The organism is Paraburkholderia steynii (assembly GCF_900100565.1).
Classification (GTDB): domain Bacteria; phylum Pseudomonadota; class Gammaproteobacteria; order Burkholderiales; family Burkholderiaceae; genus Paraburkholderia; species Paraburkholderia terrae.
Window position 1 is genome coordinate 13589 of the sequence record NZ_FNDI01000018.1, and the last position, 16338, is coordinate 29926.

Below are 16338 nucleotides of genomic sequence, written 5' to 3' on the forward strand. Positions count from 1 at the left end.
GGCTTGCTGCAGGTACGTGGCCGACGGTGCACGACGTCCTTGGGTTAATCGCGCATTGCATAGCACTCTCGGAGCGGTATCCCACGCGAGCGTATTTCTGAGCTTGGCAATGCGCTTCATAAGGAATCGGTTGTCTTCGCGCAATACGGACTATTGAGCGTGGGAACGAGTATGTCGATGTATCAGTTGCTAGGCGTGTCGCCTTCACGAAACGGACTAATGGCATGGAAACATTAAATCTGAAAGGTATCGAGAAACTGGGGGAATCGCCTGTAACGGAGATGCTTGGTGGGGTGATCAGATACATCAATGAGACCTGCAGCAGGCTCGAATGCGAGTACGTTGGCACCGAGGAGTTCAGGAATCCGGCGGGGAACTTGCAGGGCGGTATGCTCAGTGCAATGCTGGACGATATTACGGCGTGGCTGGTTACCGTTGGATTAGACGGATCTGCCCGTTGTGCGACGCTGAGTCTGAATACTTCATTCATTCGCCCCGCAAATCCGGGCCACCTACAAGGTTGTGCAACGATGGTTCGTAGAGGGCGCACAGTTTGTCACGTAAACGGAGAACTTTGGCAAGAGGGAAAGTTGATTGCATCCGCTACAGCGGTGTGCGCGATCGTTCGCGCCTGAAATGTTGCGTGGAGGATTTCCGCCCATTTCACATGATGCAGCATCGGTTTTAGGGCAGTGGCGACCCTCTGAGATGCTTGGCAGTTGCCATCACCAGCCGAGAGCGCAGTATCCCAACAGTCTGAAATGTACGATGCGCGAGCGTTGCCGGATCATCGGTTTGACGAGGCATTTCCTTCCGGATTTTGATCGGGCATGGTAGGTGTGCCTCGATCCGAAGCCGGGCGGCCAGCATTGTGCGGTCAGGCGCTGTCAATGAGCATTGGCCAAACGAAGACGGCAAAGCTCTTTGTGTCCTGTCATCAAGGAGAAAACGATGTCAAATATCGAGAGCTGGCCAACGCGGGCAGTGCTGATCGTGTGTCATGTCGCGGGAATGGTCGACATGGTGGCTTTACCGGTCTGGGTGGGGAATTTGGTGCAGCGCTACGGATTCAACTCTCAGCAGGCAGGGGGAATCGTTACATTGTTCCTGACGGGTGTGGTGCTGGCGAGTGTATTACTCGCTCCTCGCTTCGATCGTTTGCCTCGTCGATGGATACCCGCGATCGGATACGGAATTTCTGCGATCGGGTTTCTGTGCGCATCTGTTGTTAAGGAGTTTGGCTCGTTAGCAGCACTACATGTGGTGAGTGGGCTCGGCGTCGGGGTTGGGCTGTCGTTTATTCATGGAACGATGGGCTGTAGCCAAAATCCGCATCGCATTTTTGCCTATGCCCAGGCTGCGCTTGGCCTGTTTGCAGTTGGGTTCCTGGGGGTCGTGCCTCAGGCACTATCAGCGTTGGGCGGCTCCGCACTATTTGTGGTCTTCGCAGGCGTGATGTCGCTGGCGGCCGTATGTGCGGCGGCCGGATTTCCAGCAGAGGATCGTACCTGTATTGGCCAAACGAGTGCGCGCCAGTCCGAAACGCATGTTCCCCGTGCAACGTGGTTCGCCGTAGGGGGTGTTCTGGTTTTGACACTTAATCAGGCAATGATGTTCAGCTTCCTGGAGCGCATCGGAATCGACAGACACTTCGGGACGGATAGAGTGAACTTCGTGTTGCTCACGACAGGAATTGTTGGACTGTTCCCGGCACTAATTGCAGCCGTGCTCCAACGAAGGTTGGATGCCCGTGCTGTGGCACTAACTGCTCCGTGGGCGCAGGCCGCGCTCGCGCTGACCGTGACGAATGCAGCGACGTTCCTGCCCTACGCCTTGGCCGGAAGTATCTATCCGTTCGTCACGCTGTTTGCGCATACCTTTCTGTTCGGCTTGATAGCCCGGATTGATCAAAGCGGCCGTGCAGTTGCTTCGACACCCGCGATGATAATGAGCGGTTCCGCAGTTGGCCCTCTCCTAGCCGGGACATTGGCGCTCGGCATGGGGTACTGGGCAATCGGGATCTGTGTTGTCCTGTTTGCGGCCGTGTCCACACTCCTTGTCTGGCGCATTCCTCATGGGTCCTCCGCACCTGAACATACAGCGATGGGAATTGCGCACTAGACTGGCCGAATTCGAATCGCGACGCTTCAGCCAGTGCTGGAAAGGCATCCTGAGTTCACGGGGGCAGTCCATGCAGGACCGATACTTGGCATTGCAGAATGCATGTGCTGTTACCGTCCCCCGTACAGGGCGGTTGAGCCGCGCAAAACCAGGGCCGGTGAAAACTCGACATTGGCTCGCGTTTCGTGAGCCGTCTGAGTAGCCAACCTGGCGGACGGACGTGACAGCAGCACGCTAGTCGCTGTTGTGGCGATTTCCTGCACGGGCAAGCGCACGGTCGTGATACCGATTCCGGTCAGTTCGAACCATGCGGGGTCGTGATAGCCAATCAACGATACGTCACGCGGCCATTCGAGTTTCAGTGCACGTAGCGCCTGGAGGGCGCCGAGCGTGAGCTCCGCACTGCCAAAGGTGATTTACTACGCGAGAAGTCGGGCTGACGATCTGGCTAGGTGGATGCCAACATTGAGGGATTTATTGCAGGAGGCGGATATCGTATCCCTGCACGTACCGCTGACTTCTGACACACACGGCATGCTGAACGCTGCGGCGATCGCGTCGATGCGATCCGGTTCTGAGCTCATTAATACTGCGCGCGGCGAGCTCATTGATGAAGGCGCGCTCCTCGGCGCGTTGCGCTCTGGCCAGATCGCGGCCGCAGGCCTTGATGTTTTCGCGCAAGAACCAGTCGCCGCAGACAATCCGTTGCTGCGGCTGCCGACCGTGGTCGCGACTCCGCACGTCGCTTGGCTAACGCCGCAGACGCTTGAACGCAGCATCTCATTGACTGTCGAAAACTGTCGGCGGTTGCGGGAGGGGGAACCGTTGTTAAACCAGGCCTGAGCTTCTAGGCACTGCCCCCTAAGGGTCGCGGCAGCGGATGAATCGCTACAGCGGCGTCTTTGCGAAATCTGTCCGGATAGTGAGGCAGTTGAGGTGCGAGCGTGGCTGACGGATTTTCCGACATACGATCGCCACAGGAAAATCGTTGGATGGTTAGCGGAGGAATGGTTTCGTGAAGATTGGTCAATGAGCCGGATCAACTCTATGAGTGTGCACCGCCCGAAGCGTGAAAGACATCCCGAGAGACCGCGACGTCCTGAATTGATCAGGCATTTTACCCCGACAGAGCGGACGGGCTGCGAAACGGCGGATTGTTTAGATATCGACTAACGATCGGAGGAGCTTGATGCTCGTCGAGCAACGGACATATACGCTGCGGGCAGGAACAGTACCAGAGTATATGCAGCTGTACGAAAAAGAGGGGCTTCAGGTACAGCGAGCGCATCTCCCGCATCTGGTGGGTTATTACTGGTCTGAGATCGGGGAACTGAATCAGGTCATCCACATGTGGGCATATACGGACCTGAAGCAGCGGGACGAATGTCGCGCGGCATTGTTTGGTGATGAACGTTGGCGAAGTGTTGTGCAGAAACTTTATACGTTTATCGATCGCATGGAAAACAAGATATTAGTGCCGGCGCCCTTTAGCGCTGGATTGCTGGAGGGCACGAAATGAATTCAATCGTCAATCAGGTGCGGGAACTCGAAGAGAGTCGATGGTCGGCAATGATTTCTTCAGATATCGATCGTCTGGACATTTTGTTGAACGACCGGCTATCCTGGGTTCACTCTTCGGGACACTATGACGGAAAAACGGAATTTCTCGGGCGGATGGCTTCGGGGAAGGTGACCTATCTGTCGATAGAGCACAGCAGTGACGCCCGAGCTCACGGAGACAAAACAGTCGTCGTTACCGGTTTGGCAAAGATGCGGGTTCTTGCAGATGGGCGGGAGCATGAGCTCAAAAACCGTTATACCAATGTCTGGGTGAATGAGGGAGGCGTGTGGCAGATGGTCGGGTGGCAATCAACCCCGGTTGGAGTCTGAAGTGGCGCACGCGTCACGGGAGGTGACAGCATCTTTAGTGCTGGTAGAACCGGAAGTCACATTTGGTCTGATAAGTGGATAGAGACAAAGCCTTACCGGACCGGTAACCAACGAATTGACTGAAGCCATATTAAAACGGAGGAGGTATCATGCACGCCCCAGTTCGACCCAAGAGCTTTGCACATGTCGTCTACCGGTCGTTCCATTACAAGCAGATGGTCGAATGGTACCTGTTGGTGTTCGACGCAAAGGTGCAGCACAGCACTCCCGCCGTCACATTCATTGCCTACGACGACGAGCATCACCGTATTGCGATCGTCGACCTGGGGTTTGGGAAAGGTGCAACTCGGGACGACCGAACTCCGCGGGGTACGGCCGGCGTGGACCATGTCGCGTACGGCTTCGGCTGCCTGCACGATCTCTTCGCCAAATATTCCAGTCTGAAAGAGCGCGGGATCGTGCCATACTGGTGCATTCACCATGGTCCTACCGTCTCCCTTTACTATGCAGATCCGGACGGCAATCAGATGGAATTTCAGGTAGACGCCTATGGGTCAGCGGATCAGGCAAATGCTTTCATGAGAGGAGCCGGGTTTGCCGCAAACCCTATTGGCGTCGAATTCAATCCGGAAGACATGCTGGAACGTTTACGTTCGGGGGAGTGCGAAGCTTCGGTACTGGTGCGAACAAGCCACTTTCCCGTTTCCCCGCTCAGGGGATCTGTTCTCGGATAATCTGTATAGTCAAAAATGTGGAGCAGTCTCCTGAATCGCAGGACACCGAGCGGAGTTGCGGGGGGCCAATTCTACGTGCAGTACACTGGGCGAAGAATCATACATTGGATGGACGAGCCTATCCGCATGGCGGTGATCGAGATCAAAGGTGCCGACTCGATCGTGCCGCGTCGGATGACGTGTGCGATTCGCAGACATCGTTTCGTTTTCGTGGTGGCAGTTTTCTTACCTTGCTGGAACTCGTGGCTCCGGTAGGACGTGCGAGTTCGAGCACGCGCCGGTGATGCTCTGCGAGTGTCCTGTCTACATGCCATTCGCGATGCCGGATTCGTTCCTTCCGCTCGTCGCATGCGTTTTGCACCTGCCGGAAGAGGAGTGATTTCGGCGACTTCTGCGATGTGGTCAACTGGTGTCTTGCCACCGAGGGAGCCGCGCGGACGCCGCCAGTTGCAGGCGGACTGCCACTCTTCAAGTCGCTGGTCAATCTCATCCTCGGTCGGGGCATGGTGGAACCGGAACTCGTTCAGGTCAGTCAGCTGTGAACGCTCGACCTTGCCGTTGAGTGTGGCGAGCGTGGCGGAATCGGTCGAAATTTGATGCACTCGCTCACCGGACGTCGCTGTACCGATTCGGCGACGAACTCGCCGTCCCGATCAGTCCGGATACGGCGGATCGGAAACGGCATTTCCTCGATGACACGATCAAGAAAAAGCAGCGTATTACGAGAGTTTCTGCGCGGTAGATAGCCAGTACGCGAAAGCGCGAGCAGTCGTCGATGGCCGTGTATTGGCAGGCGCCTCTCGCGATCTTCATCGTGTCCATCTGGGCCCGATCCTCTGGAATCGGGCGACTATAGCGTTTGGGGTGTGCCGGCTGCCTGGGCCGCACTAACGGTTTCACGGACGCTTCGTTCAGCACCTTGTGAATGGTCGCGAGTGACAGTTCTCTTTGTTCGTGGAGCCGCAACTCGTTCTGGATCCTCCGCGCTCCCTTATGCTGGGAACGCAGCCGGAGAATCCTCGCCCGATCAGCTTCAATGACCTTCCCGTCTGGACTGTTGAGAGGGCGGCGACTTTGAGATCGAAGCCGCCCTTTTCCAGAATCCCGGTAGCGCCGTAACCATTTGCGAAGTGTCGGTCTTGAGATGCCGCGGCGCGCACATATGAGACCAGCGTTGCCGGTCTCGTGATACATCATCACCCTCCAGTAACCGAGTCGCAATCTCGCGGTTCATCGCCTCATTTTAGTTGAAACGATGTCTGTGAATCACACACTTCAATGACCCGTTCTGCCATGGAGGCTATTGCCGATAGGTCTGCGCGGTGACGAGTCGGCAGCGACCACTGACAGACTCTAGTGAAACGTATGCAAAGCGCGGATGTCTGGGATTATCTGCTGGCCGAGGATAGATTCAATCGCGCTGGATAACATCTGAGCGGCCACCATGCCATCTGATAGAAAAGACCGCTCGCGCCATGCTACACAGCCATCGGGGCGAACGAGAAGTGCTCCTCCTTCGTCAATTTCGCGCAGTCGCTGCCAAGCGCAATAGACGTCCTGATAATCACGCTCCCCAATGACAACCATCCGCAGAAACGGCATGGACAGTTCGGTCGCTGCTTGAATCCATGCGGTGCCTGAGAGTCCAGTTATGAGAGTGAATTTTCCCTTGCCTACAATATCGAGTGTCGAAATGCGTCGCCCTAGGGAATCGGTGAGCCACGCGTGTGGCAGCTTCGCGCCCGGGCGAGTAGTGGGTTGCAGGTAGAGTTCAGGGTCACGCTTCCACGCCTCGGCAGCCAGATCGCTATCAGCGAGAACAGCCGACGACGCATAACGCTGATTCATTTCCACGCCCTGCGCATTGAATTCGCGATTCTTCAACTCAAGTGCATCCGCTGCCAATTTACGTGCGCGTACCCCGTCTGGTCCACGATCCCGAAACCGTGCGATCCCTGCGGCAACTGGATTTTCAGCGTCTGCCACCGAAAATGCCTCCTTAATGAGTGAGTAATCACGGCGCGACTGATTCGCACGTAGCACGATCTGTTTGCCGACGGGAGCGCGCTCATCGGAATAGGTTTGAAGCAGTCTCTGCGAGGCATACCCCTTGACGACATATGCCAGTTTCCAGGCGAGGTTGAACGCGTCCTGAACACAGGTGTTGGATCCCAGCCCACTTGACGGTGGGTGACGATGCGTTGCATCGCCACCGCATAGGACTCGGCCTTTCGAATATGTCACTGCATATGCCTGGTTCACATACCAGACTGATTTGCGCAAAATGTCGATTTCCAGATTGGGGTCGCCGACGAGGATGCGAATCTTTGAGATCACGGTCTCCTCGCTGAGATCAGGCTCGCCCTGCGAGATATCAAAGCCCCATCCAGCGATCCATTGGTTCCAGGGCTTGACCGCACGTAACAGGCCAAGGCCGATTTCTCCAAAGCTCGCATGTGGACTCACAATCCAGTGAAGAATGCTGGGCCGATGCTCCACGTAACGACTGAGATTGGCGTTGAAGAGGGTATATACGGTTCCTGCGCGCGCCATTTCGCCTTCGATCTTGAGGCCGAGTTCCTCGACGATGGTGGAGCGAGCTCCGTCTGCGCCGACGAGGTATTGGCACCTTGCACAGTACTCTCGTCCGCTTAGGCGGTCGCGAAGTCGAACCGTAACTCCGGCGCTATCCTGCGCGTGTGACAGATATTCCGTGTTGGTCGTGAATGATGCACCCCGTGTGGCTGCGTTGTTTACGAGAATCGGCTCCATGGTGGGTTGGACGATGTCCGCCAAGGGGCAGGGACTGCCCGCGACATAATCACCGTGCCGCCCGTCACCGGTTCCCCATGCACGAATGCGAATGAGTTCTTCTCCAGCGAGGCTGGTCGCGAACAGGCTGTCCCCCATCTGGTCCCACGATGTGGCGTTGCGCAGCACTTCCTGTTCTATACCCAAGTCGCGGTAGACTTCCATTGTGCGCTGATTGGTAATGTGAGCTCGTGGCGTGTCTGCGAGCCAGTTTGATCGGGACACCATGTGGACTTTTACGCCATACGTGGCGAGTGCGAGCGCGGTCGTCGCACCCATCGGACCCGCACCAATGACAATCACGTCTGTATCGAAATCGGTCTTGTTGCCCATAGGCATGTCGTAAGCTCTTTTAGAAAAGGTTGTAGATCGTGCGTGCTCTAGCGCCGGCGGAGATGTCGGATTGCCGTTTGGCAACGACCGTCATTCATGTATGCTAGCGAACACATACGTTATGTGTGTAATGCTGGATCGTCATACCGGACAACCGAATCTTGAATAACGAATCAAACGCGTCACGATCGCCGGGTGGACAGGTTGAAATGTAATGTATAGAGATGGTTCGGAAGCCAGATGGCAATGGTAGGGTGATTTGCCGTGTTCAGGAGGCTAGACAGGTTGGATTCGTCTTTAATCGAATACTTTTTGCGAGTGGCGGAGCTTGGTAGTATCAACAAGGCTGCCACGGATCTTCGACTATCGCAGCCTGCGCTATCGAGACACATCGTGTCGCTCGAACATCAGGTGCGCGCGCGGCTGTTCACGCGCACAAGGGGTGGAGTCAAACTGACAGAAGCCGGCATGCTGCTGCTGGAACGTTCCCGTCCGATTCTGCGGCAACTTGCGAAGCTGGTAGAAGACGTCGGTGATTGTGCCGCCGGCCAATTGTCCATTGGGGTCGCGCCTTCATGGCAGCACATGTTCACATCGACGTATGTCTCAACACTTCTGGAGAAGTTTCCTAGCGTATCGCTGCGGGTACACGAAGGTGCAAGTCATGAGTTGCGCGAGGTCATGCATGCAGGCATGCTCGATCTGGCCATCGTTCCATTTGAAGGGTCACCGCCGCGTGGGTATGTCTACACGCCTCTTGTCCGTGAGCCACTCGTTCTGGTCTCGGGAAAGGGGAGGCAGTTGACGCCGGAGCATCCCGTTTCGCTTTCACGCCTTGAGAATCTGAAACTGGCACTCCCAGGACGGCCAAACGTTATTCGCGGTCAGATCGAAAATGCTATGGAACGCAGGGGACTGGAATTCAAGACTCTATTTGAGATAGACGCAATGAGCCTTTCGATAGAACTGGCTCGACAAGGTATCTGCGACACTGTTGCGCCTTGCTGCGCAGTGAATGGCAATACGCGCTGGAAGGACGATGTCGAATGGAGCCCCATTCAAGGCATGTACATGACATGGGCACTTTGTGAGAATGCGGCGAGATCGCATTCTTCCGCAGTCCAGGAAGGACTGCGGCTCGTCCATCACGTTTTGGATGCGATATTGTCAGAGACGAAGTGGGTTGGAGCGGAGCGGCTATGGAAATCAGCACAAGCTACCGCTTCGAATTCGCGTGACATGGCGTAGCGAAATATAACGAAGCGGAAAACTGCCTGCCGCCTGCATTCAGCCGTGATCGTTCCAGCACTGAACTGGATCATGGGCGAAGATCTGCTTGTATTTCCCGCTAAAGAACAGCAACGGTGGACCATCCCCTTCGGTCAGTGTCTCGACGTCGGCTGTATAGATCAGATGGTCGCCACCAACGTGAATTGCATTCGCCCGAGCTGAGATCTGGACCAGCGCATCCCGGATGACGATAACATCACCAGCGAGTAGGTATGGATCTGCCAGTCCGTCTTGGGGTTGCCCGCCGAAATGGCGGCTGAGCGCTTGTTGATCTTCGCTGAGAATACTTACTCCAAAACGTTCGCCAATGCCTACAGACTGGGCGAAACGCGATTGCCTGCGAGCGGATACAAGGATCATGGGAGGGGCGACGGAAAGAGACATGAATGCATTTGCAGTCATGCCGGCGCTGATCCCCTGATGACGAAATGTGATAACGGTTACGCCTGTGGCGAATTTGCCCATCGCGGCGCGAAAACGTGTTATGTCCAGGTCGAGATCTGCTGTCATGGCTTATATTAGTTGTGTGTCTGCGATTTGTCCGCAGGCGAGTCGGCCGAAGGTTTCGAAGGTCGTCGTTGGGGTAACCATGCCATGGAGTGACGCCACGCGAGCATCGTGCCAGATACGGGTAAACGGATTTCCGAGCGATGCGAGAGATCCACCGGAAGCAGTCGCAAGCAGATCGATTCCTTCCCAGATGAGTTTTTCTGCCAGGCCCACGTCACGGCGCACCTTGGCGCGATCAAAATATGCCATGTATTGCCCCGATGCAGCGTTTGCGTCGAGGACGTCCACATGCTTTTCTATGATTGTCCGCGCTGCGTCCAACTTCGCCGATGCTTCGCCAATCTGAAGATGTGTAACTGCGGCCTCGGACTGCTTTGCGTGCCACGTGTACTGAATTCCCCGGTGTGGCAAAAGCTCCATGAATGTGTCGATTGCATTGCGGGCAATGCCCAGTGCAGGGAAAAGCAGAATGATCGAGAGCATCGGAACGCATGCGATCCGGTAGAGGGAATCGGGGGAAGCATGTCTGCTGGCATAGCGACCTTCAATGGCCTGGCTCATCGACGCAACATAGGCATTGGGGATGAATAAGTTCGAGACACTCACGCTTGTGCTGCCCGTTCCACGCAGACCCATGACATTCCAGTCGTCGAGTGTGAGCACGTCGCTCGCGCGGACCAGCGCCACGCCTTGATCGATGATCTTGCCGTTGACATCGACGATCGGAATTCCGAGCAAGTCCCAATTGGCATGATAGATGCCTGAATTGAATCCCCAAACGCCTTCCTCGATGATAAAGCCGCCTTCGAGTTTTTTGACCACCGCCTTGCGCGGCGAGAGAACCCCAACTACGCGCACGCGCTTGGATCCGCCAAAGACCTCGTCGACCACACCTTGGTCAAAGAAGGAGGCCACGCCCCAAGTGCCGACGTTCGTCAGCGCCACAACCCATGCCGTCGACGCATCACCGCGTCCGAGTTCTGCAACAACTTCTAGACAGGTCCGCAGGGACGCCTGCTTGCCGCCGTAGCGACGCGGCGTCGTGATTTCAAAGAGTCCGGCCGCATTGAGATCATCGATAGTGTCTTGTGGCAGGCGCGCCAATTCATCGACTGCACTTGCACGCTGCTTCAACCTCGGAACCATTGCGGCTGCGGATGCGACCAGGTCTTCATCGACGCGACCGGTCGGAAAGGCGCCAGATGCGTTCATGTATCATTCTCATCAGATGGTTTATGTTGGGTGACGGTTGTCCAATAGCTGGCCGCTGATTCTGCCGCGGATATCATGGAGCATTCCGTCCGAGTGCGCCTGAATTGGTGCGGCGTTGCCTCAGAAAACGGTGTGCATACCCACCCTGGCGATTGCCTGAGTTGGCGTAGTCGAGGATCCGTTCGGATCTGTGATCCCGTTGATCGAGGCGTTAGCCCCTGAATTAGCACGTTGATATACACCTTCTGCATAGAGGGTGGTCCGCTTGGAGAGCTCGTAGTTCAGTAGGGCGCCCACCTGACTCGCATGATTGTTGTCGAGTTCACTATTGCCCTTCATGTAAATGTAGTTTGCTCCGAGGGACCAGATTGGTGAGATTTGCCAGGTGCCGCCCAGTTGCCCGGCGTAGGCATGTGCGCCGTTGAACTCGTTGCGTACCGTCACGAAGTTTGCAGTAGCTAGGATCTGCCCAAACGCGTAGTGTGCGCCGACACCCCAGTTCCGAATGGAAATCTGCGGGGACCCGCCTGTGGCCCCGGGATATTTGCGATTGGTGTAGGCTGCGCCGATGCCCAATGGTCCGGCGTCATAGTTCATGCCGAGGCTCACGGCAGAGTTTGATCCGAAGGAGCCCGCCACGCCCCCGAACGAGTACAGGGCACCGATTGAGAGCCCTGCAAATGTGGGAGACTGGTATCGGACCGCATTGTGAACAGGCGTTCCAGACGTGTTGCTCCAGTCGAACCAGCCGGTAGCATTGGCGGGTAGAGCCAGTTTCTGGAAGGGGCCGGCCGGGAAGTTGTGGAGGCCACCAGTCGTGAGGCCTGGACTGTTGCCCGCCCCTGTCAGTGAGCTGAACATGAACTCATAGACGTTCCCAAGAGTCAGTGTACCGAACCTCGCATCGTCGAGCCCGATATACGCGTTGCGTCCGAACAGACCTGGCATCAATATGCTGCCGGTGCCAAGCTGGAATTGATCTTCCAGCTTGAAGATCGCTTTTGTTCCCCCGCCCAATTCTTCCATCCCCTGAAAGCCCATCAGGTTCGGTGCATACATGCCGTCGGCGAACTTGAGGCTTGCGTGACCGCCTTCGTTCGAGATGTACGAGATGCCGCTATCAAGCAGTCCGTAGGCCGTAACGCTACTCTGCGCGCTAGCCCGGCAAGCAATTAGCAATCCTACTGAAATCATTGTGATACTTTTTTGCATCCGTGTCTCCTGAATGCTGGTTTTTTTGAACTCTTTCTGAACTCTGGTCGTCGTCGCTACTTGATGCAACTACCGTAAGCCGACCGGTTGAGATGAGTTTGCCCGGATTAGGGTGTGCTACAGATTCCTAGGATGCTCCATCTCATGGAAAACAGAGTAAACGAAAAAATATCGATAAACAACAGGTAAATCCATTATGCTTCAGAATACCGCTAAGCTGCCGCCGGTCCTGGCTTCACGCGTTGCAGCCGTAGCGAAGGACGTCCAGCCTCCGCGACTTCGGGAACGGTTTCATTGGACGCGTAAATGAGCGGGGCGGGCCGTGGAGACATTGCCGCGGGTGTCTGACTCGGAAGATCCGATCCGCGCAGCAGGATTGTCAGTTCGTAGAGATGGCACCTGATTGCTGCGCGTCCGGGTTCCCGTGGCGCGAGAGTAAGTTGAGCCTTCGTGATGCGGCATGCAGATTTCGGTGAAATAATAGAGTTATCTATTGAATATCGATAAAAACGAAGGTAATCTACAAACCGACTGCGCGGGCAACGGCGCTGATCTCAACGTATGAATACTTCATTGCCGGTCGCAACAGCGCTGCATCTGTCCGCAAGCACGGACAATGATGGTCAGCTTCTGTCCGCCCCTGTGCGTGGTGAGTGAACTCCGGCGGTGCCCGCTACATGTAGTCAAAAAATGCGTGGCGTCGTTGATATTACATTTGGTTGAGAACTGACGAATTGGAGTCCCGCAGGCTGTGGAGACTTCACTGCGGAAGACTTGCACTCTGTAACGCGCAAATCCCTTTTAACGGCAGGGCTGCTATGGCCTGGGTACAAAATCCCGTCCGCCACAGTGCCCGTATTAGCAAAACTGGAGACGACATGTCGCAACAACACAACGAGATTTTCCGCCGCGCGACGGACGACGGCGACGAATTGGCATTGCGTATGGACCTTGTGTCGCGAGCACGCGAGTTGACCCCCCTCCTTCGCAAGAACGCAGAACGTACCGATGCCGATCGTCGGGTTGTTGAGGAGAATGTGCAGGCATTGAAAGACGCAGGACTTTTTCGCATGATGGTGCCGAAACGCTATGGCGGCCACGAAGCAGGCTTCAGAACCAATCTCGAGGTGACCTCTGCTGTTGCCGAAGGCTGCGGGTCGACCTCTTGGATCCTCAATCTCATCTCAATCAATGCGTGGGGAATTTCACTGATGTCGCGGCAAGCGCAGGACGACGTTTTCGGTGCCAATCCGGACTCGCGCGCGGCTGGCGTGCTGTCGCCGGCAGGTACGGGGCGACGCACTGATGGGGGTGTTCGCGTGACGGGGAAGTGGTATTTCGCGTCCGGATCCCTGCACGCAAACTGGGGCATGGTCGGTTTCACGGAAGTCGGCGTGAACGATGAGCCGCTCGGGCAGTATTTGGCTCTTATTCCCGTTGAAGAGATGACAATCGAAGACACGTGGTTCACGGTAGGCATGCGAGGCAGCGGTAGCAACTGCTTTGTCGCACAAGACGTGTACGTACCCGATCATCGGATCTTGTCAGTTGCTAGCGCGCTTGAGGGGGACTATCCAACGCCTTTCAAAAACGAGCCCGTCTACCAGACCTCTTTTATCCCCGCGGCGACGATCGTCCTGGCTGGGCCGCAACTTGGTCTTGCGCGTGCAGCGCTGCGCCATGTCATCGAAACTGCCGGGAAGCGGTCTATTGCTTACACGAGTTACGCGAAGCAGACCGACTCGACGGCGTTCCAGCTGCAGATCGCGGATGCTGCAATGAAAATTGACGCGGCGCATCTGATGGCCTGGCGCTGTACGGATGCGATTGACGCCGCAGCCAAGCGGGGAAGTCAACTGGATCTGCTTACGCGAGCACGGTGCCGAGCCGATACTGGATATGCTGTTCAGCAGGTGACGGAGGCGTTGCAGATCCTCGTCAGTGCCCACGGGGCGGGTACGTTTGCCCAGACGAATCCGCTGCAACGCATCTGGCGCGATTCGAATACAGGGGCGCGTCATGCGATTGTTATGCCAGTTGTCAACACAGAAATTTACGGGAAGGCGCTGCTGGGGGTCGAGACGAACATTACCCCGCTCATCTGACGGCCTATTAAATGGCGATACGTGGTGTGCGGATAGTCCGTAAGTTGTGGACCCGCTGTATAATTGATTTGTGCTCGGATAGTCGATTATATGAGCCATAATCTTAATTTTCAGTGGGCCGTGGCTGCGTAAGGGGGTTCAGTGGAACCCTTTGCTCCTTGCCGAGGCACCCGTATGGAGCATGTAAATGGATCTTGACAGTTCCAGTGCGACAGGGAAGAGTTTGACGACAACGGCGTTTGAGCTTATCAGGGCCGATATCCTGCTCGGAAGGCTGTTGCCTTCCGAGCGTCTCCGCGTTCAGGCTTTGAGCGAGCGGTATGGTGTCGGAGCGACGGGAATTCGCGAGGCGCTTTCTCGCCTTGTAACCGAAGGACTCGTTGACGTTGAGGACCAACGTGGATTTTGCGTTTCGCCGGTGTCCCGGGAGGCACTACTGGACCTTACCGAAACGAGGATTGGCGTAGAGCGCCTTGCGCTGTCCCGGGCGGTCTTGCACGGCGATGTCGAATGGGAAACGAATATGTTGAGCGCCTACCATCGCTTGTCGCGCACGCCGGTTCCGACCGATCCCGTCAATCATCAAGCCTGGGCAACAGTACATCGGCAATTTCATGAGGCGCTTATTCGAGGGTGTGCTTCGCCATGGTTGCAGCGGCTATGCCGCTTGCTCTATGACCAAGCGGAGCGGTATCGTAACCTCGCGGAGCTGGAAATGCGCTCAGAGCCGAATTTGCGGGACACCTTCGCAGAACATAAGGCGCTGCTCGATGCGGCGATGGAGCGCGATAACGAAAAGTTAAGTATATTGATTGGCGAGCATCTTACGATTACCACGGAAATTATCCTGAAAGCGGGCTTCGATCGAACGATGGGGGATGTGCGCGTCGCATAAGCCTTTGCGCACACGAGATACTACGTGTCTGTTGTTCGATCCAGATCAAGCGTGAGGCTTTGCTTGCCGCATCCACCGGGAGGAGGCATCCGTTCCGCGTGCTCCGCGGAGGAGTCCTTGCCGATCAAGAGAGGGACGCAGCCGACGGCGTGAAGAGCAGGAATCCGTCTTATTGCTGCCGGTCCACATTTCTGTTGCTCGTCGTTCCCTCGAACTGATGTCTTTTCAAGCTGTGCTGCGAAAGCGTCTGCCTAAGTTCGAAAAGCGGACCACATACGTCGCTCCGTGACGGTTGCTTGGCGCTGAGCGCAGTTTCCGGCAGACTATTGAGCGAATGCGTTACTGCTTGGACTGCTCGCGGACGGCGGCGGCGCCAGCGTGCGGCCGCAGGCAGACCTACATTATCCCATCATCCGTTCGCAGTGCATCAGCCGGGACCTTAACACTTCGCATGCTTGGCGTGCTTGCAACGGCTGTCTAGACTGAATCGAACAACCTAGCAGGTTGTTGAAAGGCGCCCGTCACGACGACCGAAGCTGTGTTCTGGAAACTTGCGCACGCGATTTCCCGCTGAATTACCTGTAGACAGCAGCAGCACTTGACTCGACAGACAGCGTCTGTTCATTTCGTTACTCCCGGCTGGATAGCTGTCGTTTCGGGACGAGGAAAAGGGGTCAAGCCCGAAGCCGCGAAGCGGTGCGCCATAGGCGCAGGCTTGAGGTTCGACTCGTCCCGACGAATCATCCCCTTGGTCGGGAGTGGACGGTATCGCCTCTAACATTGCGTGACCGGTCGAATACCGGCTAATACAAATTACCGGGGTTGCCGGGCGATCTGCGTCGCGTATGCGGCTTATCGCTGCGCGCGACATGCGGTGTCACGGTTGCGGGCGCGGTAATCGTTCACGAAGTCCCGAATGTCATACGCCTTGTCGGCGCCGACGGTCTTCGCATGAGCGCCTGGCACGCCATCGAGTAATCGCAACGCGCTGGCCCGCTTGGCCAAAACATCCGCGTGACTGACCACGGCGCCGACCACCGGCCCCGAGTGGTTCTCCATCAGGACATGCCCGTGGTACAACAGGATGACCGGACTCTTGCGGCTCTTCTTGAACAACCGCGCCTCCGGCTCAATAGTCGACTGGACACCCCCAGAGCCTCAGAACATCGAACATCGAGGTTTTGGGGGTGTTTTGGTGCGCGTCATACACTCAGAAGAAGGGGCG

General features: G+C 56.2%; 14 protein-coding genes and 2 pseudogenes. 9 read left to right on the forward strand and 7 right to left on the reverse strand.

Annotated elements, in window-relative coordinates; genetic code table 11:
* Positions 1 to 224: 224 nt before the first annotated feature.
* Together BLT65_RS28270 and BLT65_RS28275 are read left to right on the forward strand one after the other, a co-directional pair.
* Positions 225 to 635 (forward strand): PaaI family thioesterase, encoded by a 411-nt coding sequence (locus BLT65_RS28270; RefSeq protein WP_091783728.1) that lies wholly within the window; start codon positions 225 to 227, stop codon positions 633 to 635.
* Positions 636 to 951: 316 nt separating this feature from the next.
* Positions 952 to 2121, forward strand: coding sequence for an MFS transporter (locus BLT65_RS28275; RefSeq protein WP_091783731.1), 1170 nt, complete (start codon positions 952 to 954; stop codon positions 2119 to 2121).
* Positions 2122 to 2231: 110 nt separating this feature from the next.
* On the opposite strand, the gene BLT65_RS48780 is transcribed toward BLT65_RS28275, so the two are convergent.
* Positions 2232 to 2537, reverse strand: a complete 306-nt coding sequence (locus BLT65_RS48780; protein WP_091783734.1) for a substrate-binding domain-containing protein — start codon at positions 2535 to 2537, stop codon at positions 2232 to 2234.
* Here BLT65_RS48780 and BLT65_RS28285 point away from each other — a divergent pair.
* The 4 genes from BLT65_RS28285 to BLT65_RS28300 all read left to right on the forward strand — a co-directional run bounded on the left by BLT65_RS28285 (position 2512) and on the right by BLT65_RS28300 (position 4745).
* Positions 2512 to 2964, forward strand: a complete 453-nt coding sequence (locus BLT65_RS28285) for a 2-hydroxyacid dehydrogenase (RefSeq protein WP_208545812.1) — start codon at positions 2512 to 2514, stop codon at positions 2962 to 2964. The genes BLT65_RS48780 and BLT65_RS28285 overlap by 26 nt on opposite strands.
* Positions 2965 to 3310: 346 nt before the next feature.
* Complete coding sequence (locus BLT65_RS28290) at positions 3311 to 3640, forward strand: NIPSNAP family protein (RefSeq protein WP_091783740.1); 330 nt, start codon at positions 3311 to 3313, stop codon at positions 3638 to 3640.
* Complete coding sequence (locus tag BLT65_RS28295; RefSeq protein ID WP_091783743.1) at positions 3637 to 4011, forward strand: nuclear transport factor 2 family protein; 375 nt, start codon at positions 3637 to 3639, stop codon at positions 4009 to 4011. Before BLT65_RS28290 ends, BLT65_RS28295 begins: the two co-directional genes overlap by 4 nt.
* 149 nt (positions 4012 to 4160) lie before the next feature.
* On the forward strand, positions 4161 to 4745 hold the full coding sequence (locus BLT65_RS28300) for a VOC family protein (protein WP_091783746.1): 585 nt from the start codon (positions 4161 to 4163) through the stop codon (positions 4743 to 4745).
* A 205-nt stretch (positions 4746 to 4950) separates the two neighbouring features.
* Here BLT65_RS28300 and BLT65_RS28305 read toward each other — a convergent pair.
* Both BLT65_RS28305 and BLT65_RS28310 read right to left on the reverse strand, forming a co-directional pair.
* Positions 4951 to 5979 (reverse strand): annotated as a pseudogene (locus BLT65_RS28305) (integrase core domain-containing protein); the annotation flags it as partial.
* 119 nt (positions 5980 to 6098) lie between these two features.
* Positions 6099 to 7889: an FAD-dependent monooxygenase gene (locus BLT65_RS28310; protein WP_091783749.1), complete on the reverse strand. Its 1791-nt coding sequence runs from the start codon at positions 7887 to 7889 to the stop codon at positions 6099 to 6101.
* A gap of 264 nt (positions 7890 to 8153) precedes the next feature.
* On the opposite strand from BLT65_RS28310, the gene BLT65_RS28315 reads away from it, so the two are divergent.
* Complete coding sequence (locus BLT65_RS28315; protein WP_279634488.1) at positions 8154 to 9137, forward strand: LysR family transcriptional regulator; 984 nt, start codon at positions 8154 to 8156, stop codon at positions 9135 to 9137.
* A 39-nt stretch (positions 9138 to 9176) separates the two neighbouring features.
* On the opposite strand, the gene BLT65_RS28320 is transcribed toward BLT65_RS28315, so the two are convergent.
* From BLT65_RS28320 to BLT65_RS28330, 3 genes are all read right to left on the reverse strand, one after another.
* Positions 9177 to 9689, reverse strand: a complete 513-nt coding sequence (locus tag BLT65_RS28320) for a flavin reductase family protein (protein ID WP_091783751.1) — start codon at positions 9687 to 9689, stop codon at positions 9177 to 9179.
* Positions 9690 to 9692: 3 nt separating this feature from the next.
* A complete protein-coding gene (locus BLT65_RS28325) occupies positions 9693 to 10901 on the reverse strand; it encodes an acyl-CoA dehydrogenase family protein (RefSeq protein WP_091783754.1) in 1209 nt (402 codons plus the stop codon).
* A 120-nt stretch (positions 10902 to 11021) separates the two neighbouring features.
* Positions 11022 to 12113, reverse strand: a complete 1092-nt coding sequence (locus tag BLT65_RS28330; protein ID WP_091783757.1) for a porin — start codon at positions 12111 to 12113, stop codon at positions 11022 to 11024.
* A gap of 878 nt (positions 12114 to 12991) precedes the next feature.
* Between BLT65_RS28330 and BLT65_RS28335 the strand changes: the two genes are divergently transcribed.
* On the forward strand, positions 12992 to 14218 hold the full coding sequence (locus BLT65_RS28335; protein ID WP_208545813.1) for an acyl-CoA dehydrogenase family protein: 1227 nt from the start codon (positions 12992 to 12994) through the stop codon (positions 14216 to 14218).
* Between the two features lie 187 nt (positions 14219 to 14405).
* Positions 14406 to 15113, forward strand: coding sequence for a GntR family transcriptional regulator (locus tag BLT65_RS28340; RefSeq protein ID WP_091783760.1), 708 nt, complete (start codon positions 14406 to 14408; stop codon positions 15111 to 15113).
* 854 nt (positions 15114 to 15967) lie between these two features.
* Here the strand turns inward: BLT65_RS28340 and BLT65_RS28345 are convergent.
* Positions 15968 to 16238, reverse strand: a pseudogene (locus tag BLT65_RS28345) (IS5/IS1182 family transposase); the annotation flags it as partial.
* Between the last annotated feature and the right edge of the window lie 100 nt (positions 16239 to 16338).